General features: G+C 39.3%; 18 protein-coding genes. 11 read left to right on the top strand and 7 right to left on the bottom strand.

The annotated features are described in order from the left end of the window. Positions 1 to 126: 126 nt before the first annotated feature. Positions 127 to 2,337, bottom strand: a complete 2,211-nt coding sequence (locus ACK1I8_RS07145) for a B12-binding domain-containing radical SAM protein (protein WP_412468646.1) — start codon at positions 2,335 to 2,337, stop codon at positions 127 to 129. A gap of 205 nt (positions 2,338 to 2,542) precedes the next feature. On the opposite strand from ACK1I8_RS07145, the gene ACK1I8_RS07140 reads away from it, so the two are divergent. Beyond that, positions 2,543 to 3,259: a hypothetical protein gene (locus ACK1I8_RS07140; protein ID WP_412468645.1), complete on the top strand. Its 717-nt coding sequence runs from the start codon at positions 2,543 to 2,545 to the stop codon at positions 3,257 to 3,259. A gap of 276 nt (positions 3,260 to 3,535) precedes the next feature. On the opposite strand, the gene ACK1I8_RS07135 is transcribed toward ACK1I8_RS07140, so the two are convergent. Beyond that, entirely contained in the window at positions 3,536 to 4,726 is a 1,191-nt protein-coding gene (locus ACK1I8_RS07135) for an NAD(P)/FAD-dependent oxidoreductase (protein WP_412468644.1), read from the bottom strand. Between the two features lie 54 nt (positions 4,727 to 4,780). Here ACK1I8_RS07135 and ACK1I8_RS07130 point away from each other — a divergent pair, with 54 nt between their 5' ends. Both ACK1I8_RS07130 and purE read left to right on the top strand, forming a co-directional pair. Then, on the top strand, positions 4,781 to 5,920 hold the full coding sequence (locus ACK1I8_RS07130) for a 5-(carboxyamino)imidazole ribonucleotide synthase (RefSeq protein ID WP_412468643.1): 1,140 nt from the start codon (positions 4,781 to 4,783) through the stop codon (positions 5,918 to 5,920). A 64-nt stretch (positions 5,921 to 5,984) separates the two neighbouring features. Then, the gene (gene purE, locus ACK1I8_RS07125) at positions 5,985 to 6,485 is read left to right on the top strand and encodes a 5-(carboxyamino)imidazole ribonucleotide mutase (RefSeq protein WP_412468642.1); all 501 of its coding nucleotides are present in this window, start codon (positions 5,985 to 5,987) and stop codon (positions 6,483 to 6,485) included. A gap of 65 nt (positions 6,486 to 6,550) precedes the next feature. Here the strand turns inward: purE and ACK1I8_RS07120 are convergent, their stop codons facing one another. Then, a complete protein-coding gene (locus ACK1I8_RS07120) occupies positions 6,551 to 7,126 on the bottom strand; it encodes a YqgE/AlgH family protein (RefSeq protein WP_412468641.1) in 576 nt (191 codons plus the stop codon). 34 nt (positions 7,127 to 7,160) lie between these two features. Between ACK1I8_RS07120 and pdxH the strand changes: the two genes are divergently transcribed. The 4 genes from pdxH (at position 7,161) to ACK1I8_RS07100 (ending at position 11,729) form a co-directional block, all read left to right on the top strand. After that, the gene (gene pdxH, locus ACK1I8_RS07115) at positions 7,161 to 7,811 is read left to right on the top strand and encodes a pyridoxamine 5'-phosphate oxidase (protein ID WP_412468640.1); all 651 of its coding nucleotides are present in this window, start codon (positions 7,161 to 7,163) and stop codon (positions 7,809 to 7,811) included. 88 nt (positions 7,812 to 7,899) lie between these two features. After that, positions 7,900 to 8,793: a 3-hydroxybutyryl-CoA dehydrogenase gene (locus ACK1I8_RS07110; RefSeq protein ID WP_412468639.1), complete on the top strand. Its 894-nt coding sequence runs from the start codon at positions 7,900 to 7,902 to the stop codon at positions 8,791 to 8,793. Between the two features lie 31 nt (positions 8,794 to 8,824). Continuing rightward, the gene (ruvB, locus tag ACK1I8_RS07105; RefSeq protein WP_090979571.1) at positions 8,825 to 9,847 is read left to right on the top strand and encodes a Holliday junction branch migration DNA helicase RuvB; all 1,023 of its coding nucleotides are present in this window, start codon (positions 8,825 to 8,827) and stop codon (positions 9,845 to 9,847) included. Positions 9,848 to 10,220: 373 nt separating this feature from the next. Continuing rightward, positions 10,221 to 11,729 carry a GNAT family N-acetyltransferase gene (locus ACK1I8_RS07100; RefSeq protein ID WP_412468638.1) on the top strand — a complete coding sequence of 503 codons (1,509 nt, stop codon included), beginning with the start codon at positions 10,221 to 10,223 and terminating at the stop codon, positions 11,727 to 11,729. A gap of 61 nt (positions 11,730 to 11,790) precedes the next feature. Here the strand turns inward: ACK1I8_RS07100 and ACK1I8_RS07095 are convergent, their stop codons facing one another. Next, positions 11,791 to 11,997: a hypothetical protein gene (locus ACK1I8_RS07095; RefSeq protein ID WP_412468637.1), complete on the bottom strand. Its 207-nt coding sequence runs from the start codon at positions 11,995 to 11,997 to the stop codon at positions 11,791 to 11,793. Between the two features lie 136 nt (positions 11,998 to 12,133). Here ACK1I8_RS07095 and queG point away from each other — a divergent pair, with 136 nt between their 5' ends. Then, positions 12,134 to 13,069 carry a tRNA epoxyqueuosine(34) reductase QueG gene (gene queG, locus ACK1I8_RS07090; RefSeq protein WP_412468636.1) on the top strand — a complete coding sequence of 312 codons (936 nt, stop codon included), beginning with the start codon at positions 12,134 to 12,136 and terminating at the stop codon, positions 13,067 to 13,069. 220 nt (positions 13,070 to 13,289) lie between these two features. Here the strand turns inward: queG and ACK1I8_RS07085 are convergent, their stop codons facing one another. Continuing rightward, positions 13,290 to 15,149 carry a M1 family metallopeptidase gene (locus tag ACK1I8_RS07085; RefSeq protein WP_412468635.1) on the bottom strand — a complete coding sequence of 620 codons (1,860 nt, stop codon included), beginning with the start codon at positions 15,147 to 15,149 and terminating at the stop codon, positions 13,290 to 13,292. An 87-nt stretch (positions 15,150 to 15,236) separates the two neighbouring features. Beyond that, positions 15,237 to 16,190 (bottom strand): exonuclease domain-containing protein, encoded by a 954-nt coding sequence (locus tag ACK1I8_RS07080; RefSeq protein ID WP_412468634.1) that lies wholly within the window; start codon positions 16,188 to 16,190, stop codon positions 15,237 to 15,239. A gap of 181 nt (positions 16,191 to 16,371) precedes the next feature. On the opposite strand from ACK1I8_RS07080, the gene ACK1I8_RS07075 reads away from it, so the two are divergent. The 3 genes from ACK1I8_RS07075 (at position 16,372) to ACK1I8_RS07065 (ending at position 21,597) form a co-directional block, all read left to right on the top strand. Further along, positions 16,372 to 18,345 (top strand): transglutaminase domain-containing protein, encoded by a 1,974-nt coding sequence (locus tag ACK1I8_RS07075; protein WP_412468633.1) that lies wholly within the window; start codon positions 16,372 to 16,374, stop codon positions 18,343 to 18,345. Then, positions 18,346 to 20,253 carry a DUF3857 domain-containing protein gene (locus ACK1I8_RS07070; protein ID WP_412468632.1) on the top strand — a complete coding sequence of 636 codons (1,908 nt, stop codon included), beginning with the start codon at positions 18,346 to 18,348 and terminating at the stop codon, positions 20,251 to 20,253. A 558-nt stretch (positions 20,254 to 20,811) separates the two neighbouring features. After that, positions 20,812 to 21,597: a murein L,D-transpeptidase catalytic domain family protein gene (locus tag ACK1I8_RS07065; RefSeq protein WP_412468631.1), complete on the top strand. Its 786-nt coding sequence runs from the start codon at positions 20,812 to 20,814 to the stop codon at positions 21,595 to 21,597. Here the strand turns inward: ACK1I8_RS07065 and ACK1I8_RS07060 are convergent. After that, the gene (locus ACK1I8_RS07060) at positions 21,594 to 22,046 is read right to left on the bottom strand and encodes a hypothetical protein (protein ID WP_412468630.1); all 453 of its coding nucleotides are present in this window, start codon (positions 22,044 to 22,046) and stop codon (positions 21,594 to 21,596) included. The genes ACK1I8_RS07065 and ACK1I8_RS07060 overlap by 4 nt on opposite strands. Positions 22,047 to 22,183 lie beyond the last annotated feature (137 nt).

Raw genomic sequence — 22,183 nt, 5'->3', positions numbered from 1 at the left:
GGAAACGAGCGTGAGCACTTATTTACATATTGCAGTTTGCGCTCGTTTCTAACGAGTGCAGCTATAGAAAGACGATTGAATCGTCGGGCTGTTTCACGCTCACTGGAAACGAGCATGAGCATTTATTTACAATACTAAAAGACCATATTCCCGCAAGGTATTGATGGGTTTAGCATACCAGAAAAGCTCAAAATTTTCCATTTCCTGTTCAAAATTCGCCTTAACCTCCTGAAAAGTATAGACTTTTTCATTCGAGATCGAAATTTTATCCAAAATGGCAGTTAACCATTCGCCTTCTTTTTTATTCGTCTGAATAGTAAAGGTTTCTTTTTTATGATGGAAGGTGAGTGAGGCCATTTCCCAGGTATTTCCTTTTTTCGATTTTGTAAAATATGCTGAAGAAGGCTTTCCTCCTATCCATACAATTTTTGCAGTCGGTTTAGTATTAAACTGATCGTTATCGGCCAATGCCTGTTCAATGAAATTAGCAGGAATTTTAGTCCTCGGTATTTTAAAATCAAACCATTCCTGCAGTTCGTAATCCAAACAGATTCCATGCATAAAATTGAAAAGTGATTTTTTTAATCCGTAACTGAATTTCTGATGATCAATACCTGTTTTATCTGTATAGTTAATGTCGTTATTTGCAAAGGTTCCGATGATTTCGGAATCTTTAACTACTCCGAATTTTTCGGGATACATTCCTACCGGGCTATGCGCTGTCATGGCAAACTGGTGCCAAAAGCCAGATTGTAAGATGCCAGCTTCAAATAACTGTCGTACCATCTCTAAACTATCAACTGTTTCCTGTACCGTTTGCGTTGGATAGCCGTACATCAGATAAGCATGTACCATTATGCCTGCTTCGGTAAAGTTTCGGGTAACCTTTGTTACCTGTTCTACCGTTACCCCTTTATCAATCAGTTTTAATAAACGATCTGATGCAACTTCCAATCCACCTGAAACCGCAATGCATCCTGATGTCTTTAACAACAAACACAAATCCCGTGTAAAGCTTTTTTCGAAACGGATATTGGTCCACCAGGTAACCGCGAGTTTTCTTCGGATAATTTCAAGCGCCACTTCCCGCATCAGTGCCGGCGGTGCAGCCTCATCTACAAAATGAAAACCATTCTGTCCGGTTTTGTCATACAAATCTTCCATGCGGTCAACAATTAACCTGGCTGCAACAGGTTCATAAACTTTAATATAATCCAGAGAAATGTCGCAGAAAGTACATTTGCCCCAGTAACAGCCATGAGCCATGGTGAGTTTGTTCCAACGCCCATCGCTCCACATGCGGTGCATCGGGTTCACAATCTCGATTACAGAAATATAGCGATCTAAAAGCAGACCAGTATAATCCGGCGTACCCACATCAGCTTGTTTATAATCGCTTCTGAAAGCATCATTCCGATAAACGACTTTCCCATTTTCGAGCAGAAAAGTTCGTTTATAAAAGTGGGCCTCTTCAGGGATGGAATGTATGATATTATGATATATCAATTCGATGGGAAGCTCGCCATCATCAAGCGTGATATAATCGAAAAACTCAAACACACGCGGATCAGACAAAGATCTCAATTCGGTATTGGGAAAACCTCCACCCATCGAAATTCTGATTTCCGGGTAGTTTGCTTTTACCCATTGAGCACAGCGAAAAGCACTGTATAGGTTGCCTGGAAAAGGCACCGAAATCAAAAATAATTTAGGCTCAACCGTTTCAATTTTATCTTTTAAAATTGAAATCAATATATGATCGATGTATGTAGGCTCATTTAATAAAGTAGCATATAACTCATCAAAAGAATTAGCACTTCTTCCCAAACGTTCGGCATAGCGGCTAAAACCAAAATTCTCGTCGATGCATTCTACAAGGTAATCTGATATGTCTTCCAGATAAAGCGTGGCCAAATGTTTCGCTTTATCCTGCGTACCCATCGCGCCAAAAGCCCAGTCTAATTCTTCCAATTGCGAAAAACGGGAAGCCTGTGGCAAAAAATCATCACTACAAATCTGTAAAGCTAATGTTGGATTTTTGCCCTGTAAAAAAGCAATTACAGCATCAATGGTTTTAATATATTCATCTTGTAAAGCAATGATCCGCCTGGCATTGTCGCTTATGTTTTTTTTATCGTCTACGATCCGTTCAGCGTGATGAAATAAATCCTGTAATCCCTTTTTTGAAAACAGTTCTAAAATCACTTCAATCCCTAAGTCGGCCTGTGTAGCACTGATATTTTTGGTATTCAGAAAACCTTTTATATACGCCGTTGCCGGATATGGAGTATTCAGTTGCGTAAAAGGTGGCGTAATGGCAAAAATTTCGGTTTTCAAAAGGAATTGTTTTTTTGCAAAAGTACGTGATTTCTGGAAGTTTAGTGGGGTAATTTTAATACTACTGCGCTAACTGATAATGAGCTGCAATTAATTTTCCGTGTTTTCTGTAATTCTGTGGCTATTATTGTCTTTGAGCTTAATGATAAACTAAAAGCCCGATTAACACGTTTTATACCTACGATAACACCTTTTTGCTACCTGAATGAAGATCTTTTGCTTTTACTTCCTGATGCTCTGCGTGCAACTCGGCTTTGCACAAAAAACATTTATTTTTCCCAAAATTAAAACACAGGGAACTTCTGTTGAACAGTTTACCCCTGCCAACTGGACGGCCATAGATCAGGCTGATGGCGATTTAAATAAGGATGGTTCAGCTGATTTAGCGGTAATTTTTGAATACCATAAAACAATAAACGAAACCCGGGTATATGGCGATAACAATAGTGCGATTATTAAGGAAACACAGAAACCAAGGATTCTGGCTATTTTTTTCAAAGATCGGTCAACAGGTGCATATCATCTATCTACACAGAATAATGATTTTATTTTACGTTCAGAAGAGGGCGGTAAATTAGGAGATCCGCTACAGCAGATTGTCATTAAAGATCAACAGCTTTATCTTCGTTTTCAGGGTGGTTCTGAATGGCGCTGGGAATTGGGCTACACCTTTAAATTTGAAAACAAAGACTGGTTTTTAACCAGTGCCATCAACCTTTACTTTAACCAGAATACCGGAGATATGACTGAACGCGTTTATGATTTTAAAACCAGGGAATTATTTACGACTGTTGGCAACCTGCACAGAAGAGATATTGCCAACCGGAAAACCAGCGAAGTTTTATATTTTTCACAGTTAAGGACTTTCAAGACATTTAAAAAACCCTGGGCCTGGGAAATTATGCCGAATGTTTATTTGTAAGTAATAACGTTAGCGCCAGCTTTAAGATTTGATTTTAGCAATGACAAAACCTGCGGGACAAGTTCTTTTAGCGTTAAACTCTTAACTTTTGCATTTTACCCGAAAGCTACCGTTTTTATTAAATAAACCTGATGGAACGGAAACCCGTAGTGCAGCGTTGACTTGAAGGGATAGCAGGGATGCAGTAACCGAAGTATCACGACGTTCATTTCCGAAAAAATATGGAGCATTCTTGCAAACCTATCAGGTTTTAAAAACTGATAGGTTTAATAACCCTTAAATATGCTGCGCAATTACAAAGCCACTGGCCCAGGCCCATTGAAAATTATAACCGCCCAGCCAACCGGTTACATCCATACACTCGCCACCGAAAAACAGGTTGGGAATTTTTTTACATTCTAAGGTTTTAGAAGAAATTTCGTTGGTATCGATCCCTCCACGCATTACTTCTGCTTTATCATAACCTTTATCGCCCGCAGGTTTAACTTTAAAATGATGAATGGTCTGTTCGATTAAATCAATTTCCGAATTTGTTAACGAGGCAACCGGTTTATTTAAAGGTAAAAATCTGCCTAATGCTTCGGTCAATTTTTTGGTATATATCCGGTTCAGCAGTGTTGACAATAAAGTTTTACCATTTGTTTTTCTTTCTTCATCCAATAAGGAAACCATATTTTGGTGTGGTAGCAAATTTAAATTAATCGTCTCCCCCCTTCTCCAAAAAGAAGAAATCTGCAAAATAGCCGGGCCACTTAACCCCCAATGCGTAAAAAGAATATTTTCTTCAAACGAAACTTCGTCGTTACTCACTTCGCAAAAAACAGTATTGCCAGAGAGCTGTGCAAACCATTCTTCTTCTTTTCCGGTAATGGTTAACGGAACCAGCGCGGGTGCAGTTTCAATGATCTTCAGCCCGTGTTTCCTGGCAAAACGCAGCGCAAAGTCAGTAGCGCCCATCTTGGGGATAGGCAATCCACCTGTGGCAATCACTAAACTTCCGGCCATTAAAGTATGTGTTTTTCCATTTTTCTCATAACTTATTTTGAAACCGTCAGGCAATAGCTCAATGTCTTTGGCGTTAGCGTTACACCTGATTTCCTGACCAAAATCTTCACAAATGGACGTAAAAACCTGTACCACATCTTTGGCATTTTTATAATCAGGAAATAATTGCCCTAAAGTTTTTTCTTTGCCAGTGATACCGTAGGTTTCAAAAAAACTAATAGTGTCTTCAACCGTCCATTGGTTAAAAGCTGATTTTACGAAATGCGGATTGGCAGATATAAACTGCTCTGCCGATGCATATTGGTTGGTATAATTACAGCGTCCACCTCCTGATATTAAAATTTTGGCGCCAGGCTTTTCGTTTTTCTCCAGCACAATAACTTTCTTGCCCAGATAGCCTGCCTGCACCGCACACATTAATCCACAGGCACCTGCCCCAATAATTATTGCATCAGCATTCATCAATAAAATTTATTATGGTTACTTTTGCACAAAAGTAGCATTATTTTCAAGCGCATGGCAAAACAGATTAGCGAATTAAAATTAGGTATTTTAGGTGGCGGACAACTGGGCAGGATGCTCATTCAGCAAGCTATTAATTACAACGTAACGACGTTGGTTTTAGATCCGGATCCTGATGCTCCCTGTAAACACATTTCCAATTACTTCGAAAATGGCTCCATTACCGATTTCGACACCGTTTACAATTTTGGCAAGAAAGCTGATATCATTACCATTGAAATTGAAAAGGTAAATATTGATGCGCTTGAGCAGCTCGAGAAAGAAGGGAAAAAAGTATTTCCTCAATCAAGGGTAATCCGTTTAATCCAGGATAAAGGCGTACAGAAACAGTTTTTCAAAGAGAACGATATTCCCACCTCTCCTTTTCAGATTGTTAATACCAAGGAAGATATGGAAAACTGTAATATCCCATTTCCATATATTTTAAAGCTGCGTAAAGATGGTTATGACGGCAAAGGCGTAATGAAAATCAATAGCGCTGCCGATCTGGACAAGGCGTTCGATGCACCTTGTATTGTTGAAAAACTGGTCGATTTTGAAAAAGAAGTGGCCGTAATTGTAGCACGAAACGCCAATGGCGATGTAAAAACTTTCCCAATGGTAGAAATGGAATTTAACCCGGAAGCCAATTTAGTTGAGTTTTTGATTTCACCATCAACTTTTGCCGAAAGTTTGCAACATAAGGCAGAAAACATCGCCAAGAATATCGCTTCCGCTATGAATATCACCGGAATTTTAGCGGTAGAGATGTTTGTATGTAAAGATGGAGAATTGCTGGTAAACGAGGTTGCTCCCCGCCCGCACAATAGTGGTCACCATACCATTGAGGGTAATTATGTTTCTCAGTTCGAACAACATCTACGTGCTATTTATAACTTGCCACTAGGCGATACAAGCAGCATTACCAATGCCATTATGATCAATCTTCTGGGAGAAAAAGGCTTTGAAGGTGTTGCCCAATATGAAAATCTGGAAAAGGTACTCGCCATTGATGGTATTTATGTTCACCTGTATGGCAAAAAATATACTAAACCTTTCCGTAAAATGGGCCATGTAACCGTTGTTGATATCGACAGGGAAAAAGCGATTGAGAAAGCACGGTTTGTACAAAAAACATTAAAAGTAATTGCATAAACTCCCCGAAGGTAAGCCAATTACAAGGGTAAATAATATTTAAAAAAGAAGAAATAAAATAGATATGAGTCAAGGAAATTCAAATTCAGCATTGGTGGGAATTATTATGGGTAGCAAATCAGACCTACCTGTGATGCAAGACGCTGCTGATGTATTAAAAGAATTTGGAATCAACTACGAAATTACGGTTGTTTCTGCACACAGAACACCAGAACGTATGTTTAATTATGCTAAAGAAGCCCAGGGCCGTGGCTTAAAGGTTATTATCGCAGGTGCGGGCGGTGCTGCCCACCTGCCAGGGATGGTTGCTTCTATCACTACCCTGCCCGTAATCGGTGTTCCGGTTAAGTCATCGAATTCTATCGATGGTTGGGATAGCATTTTATCCATTTTACAAATGCCTAATGGTATTCCGGTAGCCACTGTAGCCTTAAACGCTGCTAAAAATGCCGGTTTACTGGCCACTCAGATTCTAGCCACTGCTGATGGATCTTTAACAGCTAAAATGCAGGCTTATAAAGATGAGTTGAGAAAAAAAGTTGAGGAAAGCGCTGATAGCATGTAGTTTGAAGTCACAAGTTGGGAGTTTGGAGCAATATTAACTCGAGACTCCAAGCACCCAACCCCAAACTAGTTCAAACTCGGATCAGCCGGAAAATTGCTAATATGTGCATACTTTGGGCCTAAGTTCACAATTACATCGCGCCAAAGTTTTTCATCATCATTGCCAAAAATAAGATCAGGATTAAAAGCATCGCTTACCATCCAGGCATTCTGTTCTATTTCACGGTCAAGTTGCCCCTGATCCCAGCCTGAATAACCCATAAAAAATTTCACTTCATCCTGTTGTATTGCATTCGTATTGATCAGGATTTTAAGTGTTTCAAAATTTCCGCCCCAGTATAAACCATCCCCAATGGGTTCGCCACTTTGTAACTTGTCATAACACCGGTGAATAAAATGCAAGGTATCGGCAGCAACAGGTCCGCCGAAATAAATATAATTTTTGGCATCCCATAAATCATGGATAACATCGTTCAGTACCAGGTTGCCTACCTGATTAAGAATATAACCTACCGTTCCATCCTCACCATGTTCTGCTAACAACACAACTGATCTTTTAAAATTGGGATCGGCCATAAACGGTTCTGAAATGAGCAAACGGCCGGTTTTTGGTTTAATATTGTTCAGCATGATGATAATCATTTGTTACACCGTAAAAGATGTCTATTTTTGTTAAATGCAAGTTACAAATGAATTTCTACAAAACCTGCGCCAAGATTACAAAAGTGCTTCGCTAGATGAATCTGACGTTGATCCGGATCCGATTGTCCAGTTTCAAAAGTGGTTTCAACATGCTGTTGATGCCCAGATATACGAACCTAATGTAATGACATTGGCCACAGCAGATAAAGCTGGCCGGCCCGATGCCCGTATTGTTTTACTTAAAGGTGTTGATGCTGATGGGTTCAGGTTTTTCACCAATTACCTGAGTGCCAAAGGGAAAGAACTAAAACGCAACCCTTATGCAGCTTTGGTTTTTTTCTGGCCTGAATTGGAAAGACAGGTTAGAATTGAAGGGACAGTAGAAAAACTGGATAAAGAAACTTCGGAAGCCTATTTCAATACCAGGCCGATAGCCAGTCAGATTGGTGCTGTAGTTTCTCCGCAGAGCCAGATTATTCCGAACAGGGCATTTCTGGAAGAAAAAGTGGAAGAACTTAAAGCTAAAAGTGCTGGCAAGAGTGTGACTAAACCGGCGCATTGGGGCGGTTATATTGTAAAACCAACCCGAATAGAGTTTTGGCAAGGCAGAAGAAGCCGTTTGCACGACAGGATAAACTTTGAACGGGTAAAAGGAAGCTGGACAAGAACCAGATTGGCACCTTAACCTCGTTCAGAAGAATCGATAGCGCTTAACATTACAGGATTTTTTTTTCACAATCGTTCATTAGAAATTTCCTCTTTAATTTAAAAGGATGAAACAAATCGCAGTTATAGGATCCGGAACCATGGGAAATGGAATTGCCCATACCTTTGCACAATTTAATTATAAGGTCAACCTGATTGACATCAATCAATCTGCATTGGATAAGGCCATACAAACCATTACCAAAAATCTGGATAGACAGGTTGCCAAAGGAACCGTAACAGAAGAGCAAAAGGCAAACACCCTGAATGGTATCACCACTTACACTTCAATACAAGAGGGGGTTCAAAGTTGTGATTTAATTGTAGAGGCTGCTACTGAAAATGTAGACTTGAAATTGAAAATTTTTAAGGATTTAGATGAATATGCACCTGCACATGCTATTCTTGCCTCAAATACTTCTTCTATTTCGATTACGCAGATTGCTGCTGTAACCGGTAGAGGTGACCAGGTAATCGGTATGCATTTTATGAATCCTGTGCCGGTGATGAAATTAGTCGAGGTCATACGGGGTTATGCCACAAGTGATGAGACCACAAATGCCATTATGCAGCTATCTCAACAGTTGGAAAAAGTTCCCGTGGAGGTAAACGATTATCCGGGCTTTGTGGCCAACCGCATTCTAATGCCCATGATTAATGAGGCCATTTATACCTTATATGAAGGAGTAGCTGGCGTTCACGAAATCGACACCGTAATGAAACTCGGAATGGCACACCCCATGGGGCCCCTGCAGTTAGCCGATTTTATTGGCCTGGATGTTTGCCTGGCCATACTAAAAGTATTAAATGATGGTTTTGGCAATCCCAAATATGCGCCCTGCCCATTACTGGTAAACATGGTGGCAGCAGGTAAAAAAGGTGCTAAATCGGGCGAAGGTTTTTATCAATATATTTCAGGATCTAAAGATCTTACTGTTTCAGATAAATTTAAAAAATCCTAATTTTTTTAGCATTTAATTTTATATTTGTAGTATGAATGAGCATCTGGATCCTGAAGCAAGCCACCTGACCCCTACCGATCGCGATATTGAAAGGGTTTTAAGGCCGCAGGCTTTCGAAGATTTTACCGGACAGGAGAAAGTGATGGAAAACCTGAAGATTTTCGTTCAGGCAGCAAAACTTCGTGGCGAAGCGCTAGACCATGTGTTATTGCATGGCCCTCCGGGATTAGGTAAAACCACGCTTTCTCATATCATTGCCAATGAAATGGCTACCGGCATTAAAGTCACATCAGGCCCGGTGTTGGATAAACCTGGTGATCTGGCGGGCTTATTAACAGGCCTGGATGAAGGTGATATTCTTTTTATTGATGAAATCCATCGTTTATCTCCTCTGGTAGAAGAATACCTGTATTCGGCCATGGAAGATTTTAAAATCGATATTATGCTCGAAACTGGCCCCAATGCCCGCTCGGTACAGATATCGCTTAATCCCTTTACATTGGTTGGCGCCACCACGCGTTCCGGGTTGTTAACAGCACCTTTAAGGGCCCGCTTTGGCATTAATGCCCGTTTGGCTTACTATGATGCTAAATTACTTACTACAATTGTATTACGCTCGTCAGAAATATTAAAAACGCCCATCAGCGATGAAGGTGCCTATGAAATTGCCCGCCGAAGTCGTGGTACACCCCGTATAGCCAATGCACTCTTACGCAGAACAAGAGATTTTGCACAGATAAAAGGGAATGGAACTATCGACACCGAAATAGCCCGTTACGCATTGGATGCACTGAACGTAGATGAACACGGTTTGGATGAGATGGACAATAAGATCCTGGTTACGATTATCGATAAGTTCAAAGGTGGTCCGGTAGGTTTAAAAACCATTGCCACGGCTGTTGGAGAAGATGAAGGTACTATTGAGGAGGTTTATGAACCATTTTTAATCCAGGAAGGTTATATCATGCGCACTTCCCGTGGACGTGAAGTAACAGAAGCCGCATATAAACATTTGAAGAAAAATTTTCCTGGACAAACCGGGAAATTGTTTTAATATCTACAAACGTCCCTATCCTGGTGAGTTTGTTACTGCTATTGGCCTGCAGCGTAACGTCCGTACGGGCACTGTGGAGAGGACGACCGTATTATAAAAATTAAACCTCATTCCGCCGCAGGCGTGAACCTTAACGCATCTGGATAAAACATCTATATAATAGCTATTAGGTAGTGAGAAACAGAATGGAAATTCCTTCGAAAAAGCATCTGAAGATCGCTTCTCATATCAATAGATTACACCATTTGTAATCAAAAGATAATTAAATTTATTAATAGCTGGAAACAAGTTCAGGGTGACGCCACTTTGAAAATGTATAATCAATCTGAACATTTAAGGCCTTTTGGTGTTCATAACATAGAAATCAAACATTATGAATATTGTATTACGTAAATTAACGCTCGAAGATTACGCCGACCTTAAAGAATCAATGCTACAGGCTTATGATAGCATGGGCGGTTCTATCTGGCCAAAATCCAGCATCGCAAAACTTTTAAATATCTTTCCTGAAGGGCAGCTTTGTATCGCTGTTGATGATAAAGTGGTAGCCTGTTCATTGGCTATTATTGTAAACTACGATGAGTATGGAGACCGGCATACCTATAAACTGATCACTGGTGATTATTCTTTCACCACACACGATCCAAATGGCGATACCCTGTATGGCATAGAAATTTTCGTACATCCTGAATACAGAGGTTTGCGCTTAGGAAGAAGATTATATGAAGCCAGAAAAGAACTTTGTGAAAGCCTTAATCTCAAAAGTATTATCGCTGGTGGAAGGATTCCGGGTTACCATCAATATGCAGAGAAGCTAAGTCCGAGGCAATATATAGATAAGGTAAAAGCGAAAGAAATTTACGACCCCACGCTTACTTTTCAGATTTCGAATGATTTCCACGTCAGAAAAGTATTAAAGAATTACCTTCCGGGAGACAAAGAATCAAAAGAATATGCTACCCTGATTGAGTGGAATAATATTTATTATCAGGGTATAGATGCCTCGGCACGTTCGGCAATGACCATACGTTTGGGTTTAGTGCAATGGGAAATGCGCTTGTTCCCGAATATGGAAGCTTTTTACGAACAGGTAGAATTTTTTGTAGATGCTTTGAGTGGCTACAAATCAGATTTTGTGATGTTCCCTGAACTATTTAATACGCCCCTGCTCCAACCATACAACCACTTGCCAGAAATTGAGGCCATGCGTAAGCTTGCTGAAAAAACGGAAGAGATTGTGCAGAAAATGCATGAATATTCGTTGAGCTACAATACCAATATCATTACCGGCAGCATGCCACTTATTGAGGACGGCAAATTATATAATGCCACTTACCTTTGTCACCGTACAGGTAAAATAGATGAGTACAGGAAAATTCACATTACCCCTAATGAGCAAAAATATTACGGCATGATTGGCGGAGATAAAGTACAGGTGTTTGATACGGATTGCGGTAAGGTGGGAATTTTGATCTGTTATGATGTGGAGTTTCCGGAACTGAGCCGCATTTATGCAGAACAGGGCATGCAGATTTTATTTGTACCATTTCTAACCGATACCCAAAATGGTTATACGCGCGTTCGCCATTGTGCGCAGGCCAGGGCCATAGAAAACGAATGTTACGTAGCCATTGCCGGCTGTGTGGGCAATTTACCTAAGGTGAATAATATGGATATCCAGTTTGCTCAGTCAGCCGTTTTTACCCCATCTGATTTTGCTTTCCCTACCAATGCCATTAAAGCCGAAGCTACTCCGAACACGGAGATGGTTCTGGTGGTAGATGTTGACTTACACTTGCTGGATGAACTTCATCATTACGGTACCGTGAAAATTTTAAAAGACCGTAGAAAGGATCTTTATCAGGTTAAACTCTTAAAATAGTTCTCATAAAAAATGCCGGTCAGATTGATTTACCGGCATTTTGTTTTTAATCTAAAGCTTATTATTTTCTCATCACAAACCATATAATCAGGCCTATGATTACGGCTATAGGCAGCACCCATTTTAAAGCTTGCCCACCTCCGTTTTCGTCTTTTTCGGTAACCGCTGGTTTTGCCGGTCCCGGATCTTCTTTATGATTTTCGTAATCTTTTTCAATCGGTTTAGGAGCTGCTCCTGATTCCGTATGTTGTGGATCTATATTTTCCATAGTTGATTTACTAAAAGCTCTCCTTTTCTGGTTTTAGCCCATAAGGATGAACCATAATTAATTAATTTAGTTTCTGCATGTAGAACAAGTGATTCATGAAAATGTTTTAAATCCTAAGCCTTATCTTTGCAAACCGGTGTATAACAATAAAGCAAAATATAGCCAATTGATTAAAGAAGAAGCCTGCCGTTTGGGCTTTATCTCTTGCGGTATTGCTAAAGCCGAATTTCTGGAAGAGGAGGCGCCCAGACTCGAAAACTGGCTTAATCAGAACCGTCACGGAGAAATGAAATACATGGAAAATTATTTCGATAAACGCCTCGATCCCAGATTACTGGTTGATGGTGCTAAATCCGTAATTTCCTTATCATTAAACTATTATACAGAAGAAAAACAAGCTGACCCTAATGCACCGAAAATTTCCAAGTATGCTTACGGACAGGATTACCACACGGTAATTAAAGAAAAATTAAAAGAACTCACCAATTTTATAGCAGAAAATATCGGAGAAGTTTCAGGAAGGGCATTTGTAGATTCTGCTCCGGTTTTAGACCGTGCCTGGGCGAAAAAATCGGGTATTGGCTGGATTGGAAAAAATTCAAACCTCATTAGTAAAACAGATGGTTCATTTTTTTTTCTTGCCGAATTAATCGTTGATCTTGAACTGGATTACGACCATCCTTACCAGGCTGATTATTGTGGAAGCTGCACCCGCTGTTTAGATGCCTGCCCTACTGATGCCATTATTGCACCACAGGTTGTGGATGGAACGAAATGTATTTCTTACCTGACCATTGAACTCAAAAATGAAATTCCAACTGAATTTAAAGATAAAATGAGCAACTGGATGTTCGGCTGCGATATTTGTCAGGATGTTTGTCCCTGGAACCGTTTCGCTAAAGCACACCAGGAAGAAGCCTTTAAGCCGGAGCATGGATTGCTGGATTTGAGTGCAAAAGACCTGATGGAAATTACAGAAGATGTTTTCAAAAAGGTTTTTAAAGGTTCAGCAGTCAAGCGAACGAAGTTTACAGGTCTGAAAAGAAATATAGACTTTTTGAAATCTGAGTAGTGTATCCGGATGTTAGCGAATTAATGCGTACGTCATGCTGATCCGATAGCTATCGGATTTATTTCAGTTGGACCAAAAATCGACTAAACAAATCCTGCCCCCCCCTTCCGCCCGGCCGGGCGGAAGTTCAGGATGACGATCGCTGTAAAACTCGACCACATTAAGCATCAGGCTAAACTAAGCAGATTAATAAAAGACTTGAGTTTTTCTCAATAGTAAACTATTTTACCGAAAAACTATTATCACTTTTAACCTTATCCGGCGTGTGCGGATTTCCCATCACTACTTTTGATAAGTTTTTTTCAGTCTTTACTTCAATCTTTACCAGTCGGTCGCCTTTTTCCCATACCCCAATAGTGCGATGTTTTTTTTCTGTAGTACCATCTTCAAAGATCAGCGTCAAATCAATAGGCAAAGGCTTAACGCTTTTATTTTCAACAGTTACCGTATATCCACCTAAAGTTTTATCTACTGCTTTGATGGCCATATCGGTTACGCCGTCTTCAAAAAACCAGGCTTTCCAAAACCAGTTTAAATTTTTTCCACTGCCTGCATTTATGCTGTTAAAGAAATCGTATGGCATTGGATGTTTGCCATTCCAGTTTTGGATATAGGTGTGTAACGCTTTTGTAAACAGTTCATCCCCCAGATAATCTTTAACAAATAAATAACCTAAAGCAGGTTTTGGATAAGAATTGGTGAAGGAGCCCGCCCCTTTTAAATCAGTTGTTAAGGTCATAATCGGCGTATCGTCTTTACTGCCGGAAGATGAAGCCGTGGGTTGTACCCCATATTCATCCACGATGGTAGAGTCGATCATTGGTGATATGAGCCACTCGCCAATAGTAGCCCAGCCTTCATCCATCCAGCCATACTTGGTTTCATTGATTCCCATGTAAAACGGAAACATGGTATGAAAGATCTCGTGATCGGTCAAAGTAATGGCATCCACCCTGTTGTCTACCGGGTTATCATTTACCATCATCGGATATTCCATCTGGTCTAAACCATCAAATATCGTTTCATGATTATATGGAAAAGGCCATTTCGGGAAAGTATAACTCATGGCCTCTACCGTTTTACGTGCAAAATCTATCACCTCATAATAATCCTTGTGCTTAGGATTGAAAACCGCGTCTACCCTGGTTCTTCTTTTCGTTTTAGGATCGACTACCAAACTGCCTGACTTCCATAAATAATGATCGCTCAAAGCAAATACAAAATCAGTAACATTTTTGGCTTCAAACTTAAAAGTATTAAAGGAATTTGGCTTAGTCACTTTTTTATCCGCTAAATCTTTATCGGTAATCACATCAATTACTGCGTCATTTTTTTCTGCAGTTAAGATCCTCGAAACAATCTCTTTCTGAAAAACTTCTGAAGCATTTTTCAGATCGCCAGTTGCCCAAAGGCTATAATTCCCTGGCACTGTGATGGAAGCATTAAACTGATCAAAATCATTATAAAATTCTTCCGCACCGGTATATGGAAATTTATTCCAGCCATCAATATCATCATAAACTGCAATACGGGGAAAAAAGTAGGCCACGAAATATGAACCTTCATCTACCTGACCTGTACGTACATGTGATCCTTTATTTAAAGTATAACTATAATCTATAGAAAAGCTAATGGTTTTTCCTGGCATCACCGCCGGAACATCGACGGTCATATTTGTTCCATCTATTTTAAAATCAGTAACTGATTTGCCGTTCGCCAGCATTTTCTCTATAGCCACACCATCGCCGAGATCAGCAGGTGACAGCTTTGATTTTCTGGGCGTTCCCTTTTTATATAAATTGGGATACAGTTTAAACCAGATTTCTTTCAGCGTATCCGGACTGTTATTGGTGTATGTTACCTGGACTTTCCCCTTTAACAACCTGCTGGCAGGATTAAAATCAATATTCAGATCGTATTTAGAGGTGTTTTGCCAATAATGCTTACCGGGCTTGCCATTTACATTTCTGGTTTCTTTCTGATAGGCCTTCTGAAACTCGGGTGCTATCGGCAAGGGGGGTTGTGCACTAACATAGATCGCAGTACAAAATAACAGGCTAAATATTTTTATAGATTTCATCTTTTGAGCTTAGGGCTAAGCGCGATGCGCATCGCATTTAACGTCAATTAAACAGTTTAAACAATAACCGATTTACCAACCAACTATTTACTTGCCAAACTTCATTTTCAACTGCTCCAACATGTCTGAATTGATCGGTTGAGCGGGCTTTTCTGGCTTTTCCTGCCGTTTCTGTTGATACTGAGGTTTGTTTGCAGGTGCGTTATGCTGAGGTCGTACAGGCCTGTTTTCATTTTTCTTTGCATTGAATTTTGCCCACTCCTCGTCTAATTTCTTTTTAGTATACAAGGGGAAATCGCCATTTTTCATCCAGGCATAATAGCTTGGCTCTACCGAAAATACCTGTGCTGTGGTTTTACCTTTGTGTTTGCCAAAATTAAAACATACCTCATCTTTGTCATTGTAAACCAAACGACCGGCGAAATCTACCGGTTTATTAATGTTTGTAAAGATATGCAGGGCATCTACATCATTTACCACCGGAATGCATTTTACGCCTTGCTTATTCTCAAATTCGGTTTCTTTATACATTTCCAACTGGCCTAACAAAACTTTGTAAGTGGCAATAACATCGGCTTCAGCAGCGTGTGCATTAACCAAATCTTCCTGACAATAGAATTTATAGGCAGCTTTTAAGGTACGCTGTTCCATCTGGTGGAAAATATTCTGTACATCAACAAATTTTCGGTTGCTCATGTCGAAATCTATTTCCGCCCTTAAAAATTCTTCTAAGAGCATAGGGATATCAAATTTATTTGAATTGTATCCGGCCAGGTCACTATCTCCAATAAAGTCAGCAATTTCTGCTGCAAGTGTTTTAAAGGTAGGTTTGTCGGCAACGTCTTCATCATAAATACCATGTATCAGCGAAGTTTGCAGGGGAATCGGCATTTCTGGATTCACACGCCAGGTTTTAACAAGTTCAGAACCATCAGGCAAGGCTTTTAAAATCGCTATTTCAACGATTCTGTCAGCTCCAACATTAACTCCGGTAGCTTCTAAATCAAAAAATGCTAAAGGGCGTTTTAAATTTAATTTCATTTCTTAAGGTGTGAGATTGGCGACATTAGATATGGATCGGAATGTCAAATTCTTTTTTTCAAAAGTGCTAAAAAGGTTTCATTAGTTTGGTAAACAGCTTTATTAATTTATAAATTTAATTGTCAAATTATTTCAGAATCTTAGTTTCTAAGCTTAACTTGCAGCATTTACTTACGCTCAAATGAATAAAATACTACCCCTATTATTTCTATTTTTCCTATCGCTAAACATTCATGCTCAAAACTTTAACTTCGGTTCGATTACCTACGACGATTACGAATTCGACAAAAAGAAATTAGACAGTAATGCCAATGCCATCGTTTTAAAAGAATTTGGTACCGCATCCATCCAGCAAGATGATGCTACGGGCAGCTTAGAACTGGTTTTTGAACACCATGTAAAAATCAAAATCTTTAACAAAGAAGGCTTTAAAGAAGCCAATATTGTGATTCCAACCTATAAAGATGAATCTCGCGAGGAAACGATCAGTGACATAAAGGGATCTACGTTTAATCATATCGGTAATGATTATTCCGAAACAATTATGGATAAAAAAGCCATTTTCGTCGAGAATAGGTCTAAATATACCAGACTAACCAAATTTACGCTTCCAAATCTTAAAGAAGGATCGGTTATTGAATACAGTTATAAATTAAAATCGCCCAACTTATTTAATTTCAGAACATGGGAATTTCAGAGCAATATTCCGAAGGTCATAAGTGAGTATCTGGTTTATATTCCCGGCATTTATAACTACAATGTATCGTTACGTGGTTTCCAGAAACTCACTGATCAAAAAGTTGAACTTAGTAAGGAATGTTTGAGGCTATCGGGCGTACCTGTTGATTGTTCCAAAATCAATTACACGATGAAGAATATTCCGGCATTTATCGAAGAAGATAATATGACCGCGCCCAGTAACTTCAAATCGGCTATTTATTTTGAGCTTTCTGATGTCCAGAATTTAAACGGCAGTAAAACTTCCTATACCAAAACCTGGAAAGATATTGATTTCGAGCTGTCATCTTATAAAACACTGGGCAGCCAGATGAAAAGAAAAGATGTTTTTAAAGATCTTGTCCCGGAAATCACAAAAGGAAGTTCATCAGATTTAGATAAAGCGAAGTCCATTTATAATTATATCAAAAAGCAGATCAAGTGGAATAATTACTACGGAAAGTACTCAGAAGATAACATCAAGAAAGCACTGGACAGTAGATCGGGCAATGTAGCAGATGTTAACCTGAGCTTAATTGCAGCACTTTCTGCTGCCGGTTTGGATGCTGAAGCCGTAATGCTATCAACCCGCGATAACGGAACAGTAAACAAGCTTTATCCGGTAATGAGCGATTTTAACTATTTGATTGCAAAAGTAAATATTGCCGATAAAAGTTATTTATTAGATGCGACAGAACCATTATTGCCATTCGGTCTTCTACCTCTCCGGTGCATAAATGACCAGGGAAGGGTAATCAACTTAAAAAAGCCATCTTACTGGATCGATCTGGTGGCCAGCCAGAGAACGACCACCAGTTATATCATGACTGGAAAAATGACAACTGACGGAAAAGTTATCGGTACTTTAACCACCTATAGCATGGGTTATGCAGCTTACGGAAAACGTAAAGAAATACTTCGATACAATTCTCCTGATGAGTATGTAGAGAAACTCGATGAGCGCTTAACCAGAATAAAAATATTGGATCATCAAATTTTAAACCTGGATAGTGTTGAAAATTCTTTGATAGAAAAGTATGAGGTAGAGTTCACCATAAATGATGGTTTAAACAAGGATGAGTTTTATTTTAGTCCGTTTTTTATAAATACCATCTCCAAAAACCCATTCAACTTAAATGAACGCACCTACCCTGTTGATTTAGGTGCAGCATCCGACGAGCGCATCACCGTCAATATACTTTTACCAGAAAAATATCATATGCTGGAAAAGCCGAAAGATATGGCCATTGCGTTGCCAGATGCCGGAGGAAAGTACTTATTGAAAACTGCCATGGAAGACGATACCATTTCAATGAGCCAGATTTTACAACTCAACAATGCTATTTATCAGCCAGAAGAATACCTTTACCTAAAGGAGTTTTACAGTAAAATCATTCAGAATCAAAAAACAGAGTTTTTATTAAAAAAGGCTAATTAAATGAGATTCCTAACGATTATGCTTTGCCTGTTTTTAGGATCAGTTGCAAGCTTTGCACAAGATAACTATGATGTTGATTTAATTCCATCGAACCTGCGTAACCGTGCCAATGCCTGTATCCGTAATGAAGAAACAATTGTCGACATGCGATCGCCCGACAACGTTTTACTGAATGTAAAAAAAGCCATTACCGTTTTTAACCAAAACGGTGAAGATGAAGCCCGTTTGGTAATTTTCTACGATAAAAACATCTCAATTAAGGGCATCAAAGGGGAAATTTACAATAGTGTTGGAAAACTGACCCGTAAATTCTCTCAAAATGATTTTTCTGACATGAGCGCTGCAGATGGGTTTTCACTTTTTGTGGATAGCCGCGTTAAACATTATCTGCCATCGATAAACGAATATCCTTATACGCTGGTTTACGATTATGAAATTAGAAGTAAGCAAAACCTGATCATCCCCGAATGGATCCCTAAACCGTCAAATGATGTTTCGGTGGAAAAAAGCACTTATACCTTTATCTGCAAGCCAACAGACGAAGTAAGGATTAAAACGCAAAATTATAACGGAAATCCGGAAATTATAACAGATGAGAAGCAGAAAAAATCAATCTGGAAAGTAAATAACGTGTTAGCAGTTAAACCTGAACCCTACAGCCCGGCACGCGAAACCTATGTTACCAGGGTACAAATTGCTCCACAAACGTTTTATTATTATAACCATAGAGGAAGTTATAGCAATTGGAAAGAATTGGGCAAGTGGATTTATGACAACTTGCTGGTGGAGCGAAAAACTTTGCCTCCTTCTACGGTTGAGATGATCAAAGATCTGGTAAAAAACGAAAAAACCGACAAAGATAAAGCCCGTAAAATTTATCAGTATTTACAGGACAAAACCAGGTACATCAGCGTTCAGATTGGGATTGGTGGACTTCAGCCTGTTGCAGCAAACGAAGTAGACCGGTTGGGTTATGGCGATTGCAAAGCTTTAGTTAATTACATGCAAAGTTTACTTCAGGCTGTCAACATAACATCTTACTACTGCGTGGTATCGGCCGGTTCCGAAAAGAAAAGCATGGACCCAGGATATGCCAGTATGGCACAGGGAAATCATATTATTCTTTGTATGCCTTTAAAGGGTGATACCACCTGGCTGGAATGCACCAGCCAAAAAATCCCATTTGGTTTTTTAAGCGATTTTACGGACGATAGACTGGTACTGGCCTGCACGGCCGACGGAGGAAAACTGTTGCATACGCCAAAACTCACCACTGCCGAAAACCAGCAGATACGTAAGGCTGAGTTAACGCTACAGCGAGATGGAAGCATAGCTGGCAGAATAAATACGGTTTATACCGGCTCACAATACGAAAACCAGGAACCCTTAATCGGTAAACCGATAGCAGAACAGCATAAATCATTGAAAGAAACTTACAATATTGATCATATCAATTTTGAAACGGTTTTGTTCACTCAGAAAAAAGATATCAATCCTGAACTGATGGAAGATATCACCGTCGATATCAGAAATTATGCACCGGTGAACGGGAATAAGATGTTTTTACAACTCAATGCTTTTAACTTAAAACGTACCATTCCTGAAATAAAAAACAGAACCCTTCCCGTTTACATTAACCGTGGTTATACTGATGTGGACACTATCATTTATACACTGCCTGATAATGTAATTTCTGAATTAATTGTTGAGCAAAATAAAACCTTTAAAAGTACATTTGGCGAGTATAGCTGCAAAGCAAGTGTAGCAGGAAACAAATTAACTTATTATCGTAAATTTGTGTTAAACGACGGAACATTCCCGGCAGCGCAATATGCAGAATTTTCGAAATTCATAAACGACGTCAATGCTGCAGACTATTTGAAATTAGCCCTTAGCTTAAAAAAATAATTCCAAGACCAATACCGATTATCATAATCAGGTACATCAAAATTTCTGTGGTGGCAAATTTCCTGTATTTGGTCCAGAAAGAATAATCATTGTCGCTGTTTGGCATTCGCGTTTACTTTATGCGACAAAAATAAGTAAATAACCTGAATTCGATAGTTATTTGTTAAAATAGTGCATTAAATGCGCCTAGTTTATATGAATTCGTCATGCTGATCCGATAGCTATCGGATTTATTTCAGCATCTTCTAACATGAATGACCCTGAAAGAAATTCAGGGTGACGACTCTGAATGGAAACATCTTAAATGGGGCCATTTTAAAGCTAAATTATCAATTGAACTCACTTCGTAATAGATTAATAGAAAAGATAATATTAGGGCCTGCCATCATCACGAAGATCTACTTCAAAATATTCTTCACATTCCTAAAAGCTATATAATAAGCCAACAGGCAATTATTTCACAAAACATAATGTATTTTTAGCATTACAATTTGGGTGGTACAATATTTATAAATCACCAACGTTTAAACCTAACTAAAGCAAACTAAACCAAACTGAATGAAGAAATACATCCTGGGCATTGCTACGATTTTTTTAGTGGGTATAAGCATTGTCGGAACAAGTTGGAAAGCCATAGATCTTCCCCAAACACAACATGATGTTATTGAACATATCGCGGCAGATAGTCTTTACAGCCAATTCATATCCAATATATATCGCGAAATCCATCTGGATTCTACAGGATTAACTGAACAGGTTTTTGAGAAAGCCTTAACCGGGTTTTATAACATGAAATATTCCGGATTATTACATGCCAAATCTATTTTAACTATCGTCGATTTCGATCAGGAAAGCACTAAAAAGCGGCTATACATTATTGACCTGGCCAGTAAAAAATTAATCTTAAATACCTGGGTGGCACATGGTGTAAACAGTGGCGGCGATAAACCTGCCTATTTTTCCAACAATATCAACTCTAACCAAAGCAGTTTAGGCTTTTATTTAACTGGCGAAATATATTATGGTAAACACGGCCGTTCACTTAAATTAGATGGCATGGATCAAGGTTTCAACAGTAACGCCAGAGAGAGATCAATTGTGGTGCATGGTGCAAGTTATGTGAGCCAGAGAAGTATCGATGAATTGGGTAGGCTGGGCAGAAGCCAGGGTTGTCCTGCTGTTCCGGCTAAACTGGCTGATGATGTCATTAACACCATTTCAGATCGAACGGTTCTTTTTATCAATAACTCCGATCACTTATATTACTCCTCTTTCTTAAACGAAAAGCTTGCGGCAAGTGTAGCTTTAAACCAGTCGCAGATTTTTGCATCAAAAATCGATTAATGATGTTTAATACATTTTGCATTTAGTTTTCGTGGCAAAATGCTGATTAAAATTAATTGGCCGCCCGCAAGCAAATCCCAAAACCAACGGTTTGTATCTACCGCTTTCTCGCCACAGTCTACAACTTCGGCACGCTTAAGCAGTTTTTTAACGATCTGCTGAATCCACTTTACAGGTATCATACGGTTAAAGTGCAAGCCCAGATAGTCGCAATATACATGCACCAAAATTTCTACAATCAGCGAGGCATTGGATATGGCAAGCGCATTTCCAAAATGATGTTGATAATCGGCCTTAATGGTGTTTACCAAAAGCTCAAACCGTTTTAGCCTGATAGCCGCATTCCCTTCAAGATAAGCCCAGAGTTGTGCATTACTGTACACACGGATCAACTTTGGCTCAAGCACCACTTTAATGTGATGCCCTTTCAGTTCGTAAATTTTATCCATTCATCAAAATAATTATAACGGTTAGATGGAGGTATTAGTAAATTGTTAGTCAATCCGATATAAAAGTGGCCGATCTAAAAGATGTGACAAACATATCTGATAATTGTTTACCAAAAGTTGTGTTAAAAGGCAGTGTG

Origin of the sequence: Pedobacter sp. KLB.chiD (assembly GCF_047040275.1) — a bacterium.
Classification (GTDB): Bacteria; Bacteroidota; Bacteroidia; order Sphingobacteriales; family Sphingobacteriaceae; genus Pedobacter.
Note: the sequence above shows the minus strand (reverse complement) of the source record. Positions and strands in the feature narration are given on the sequence as shown.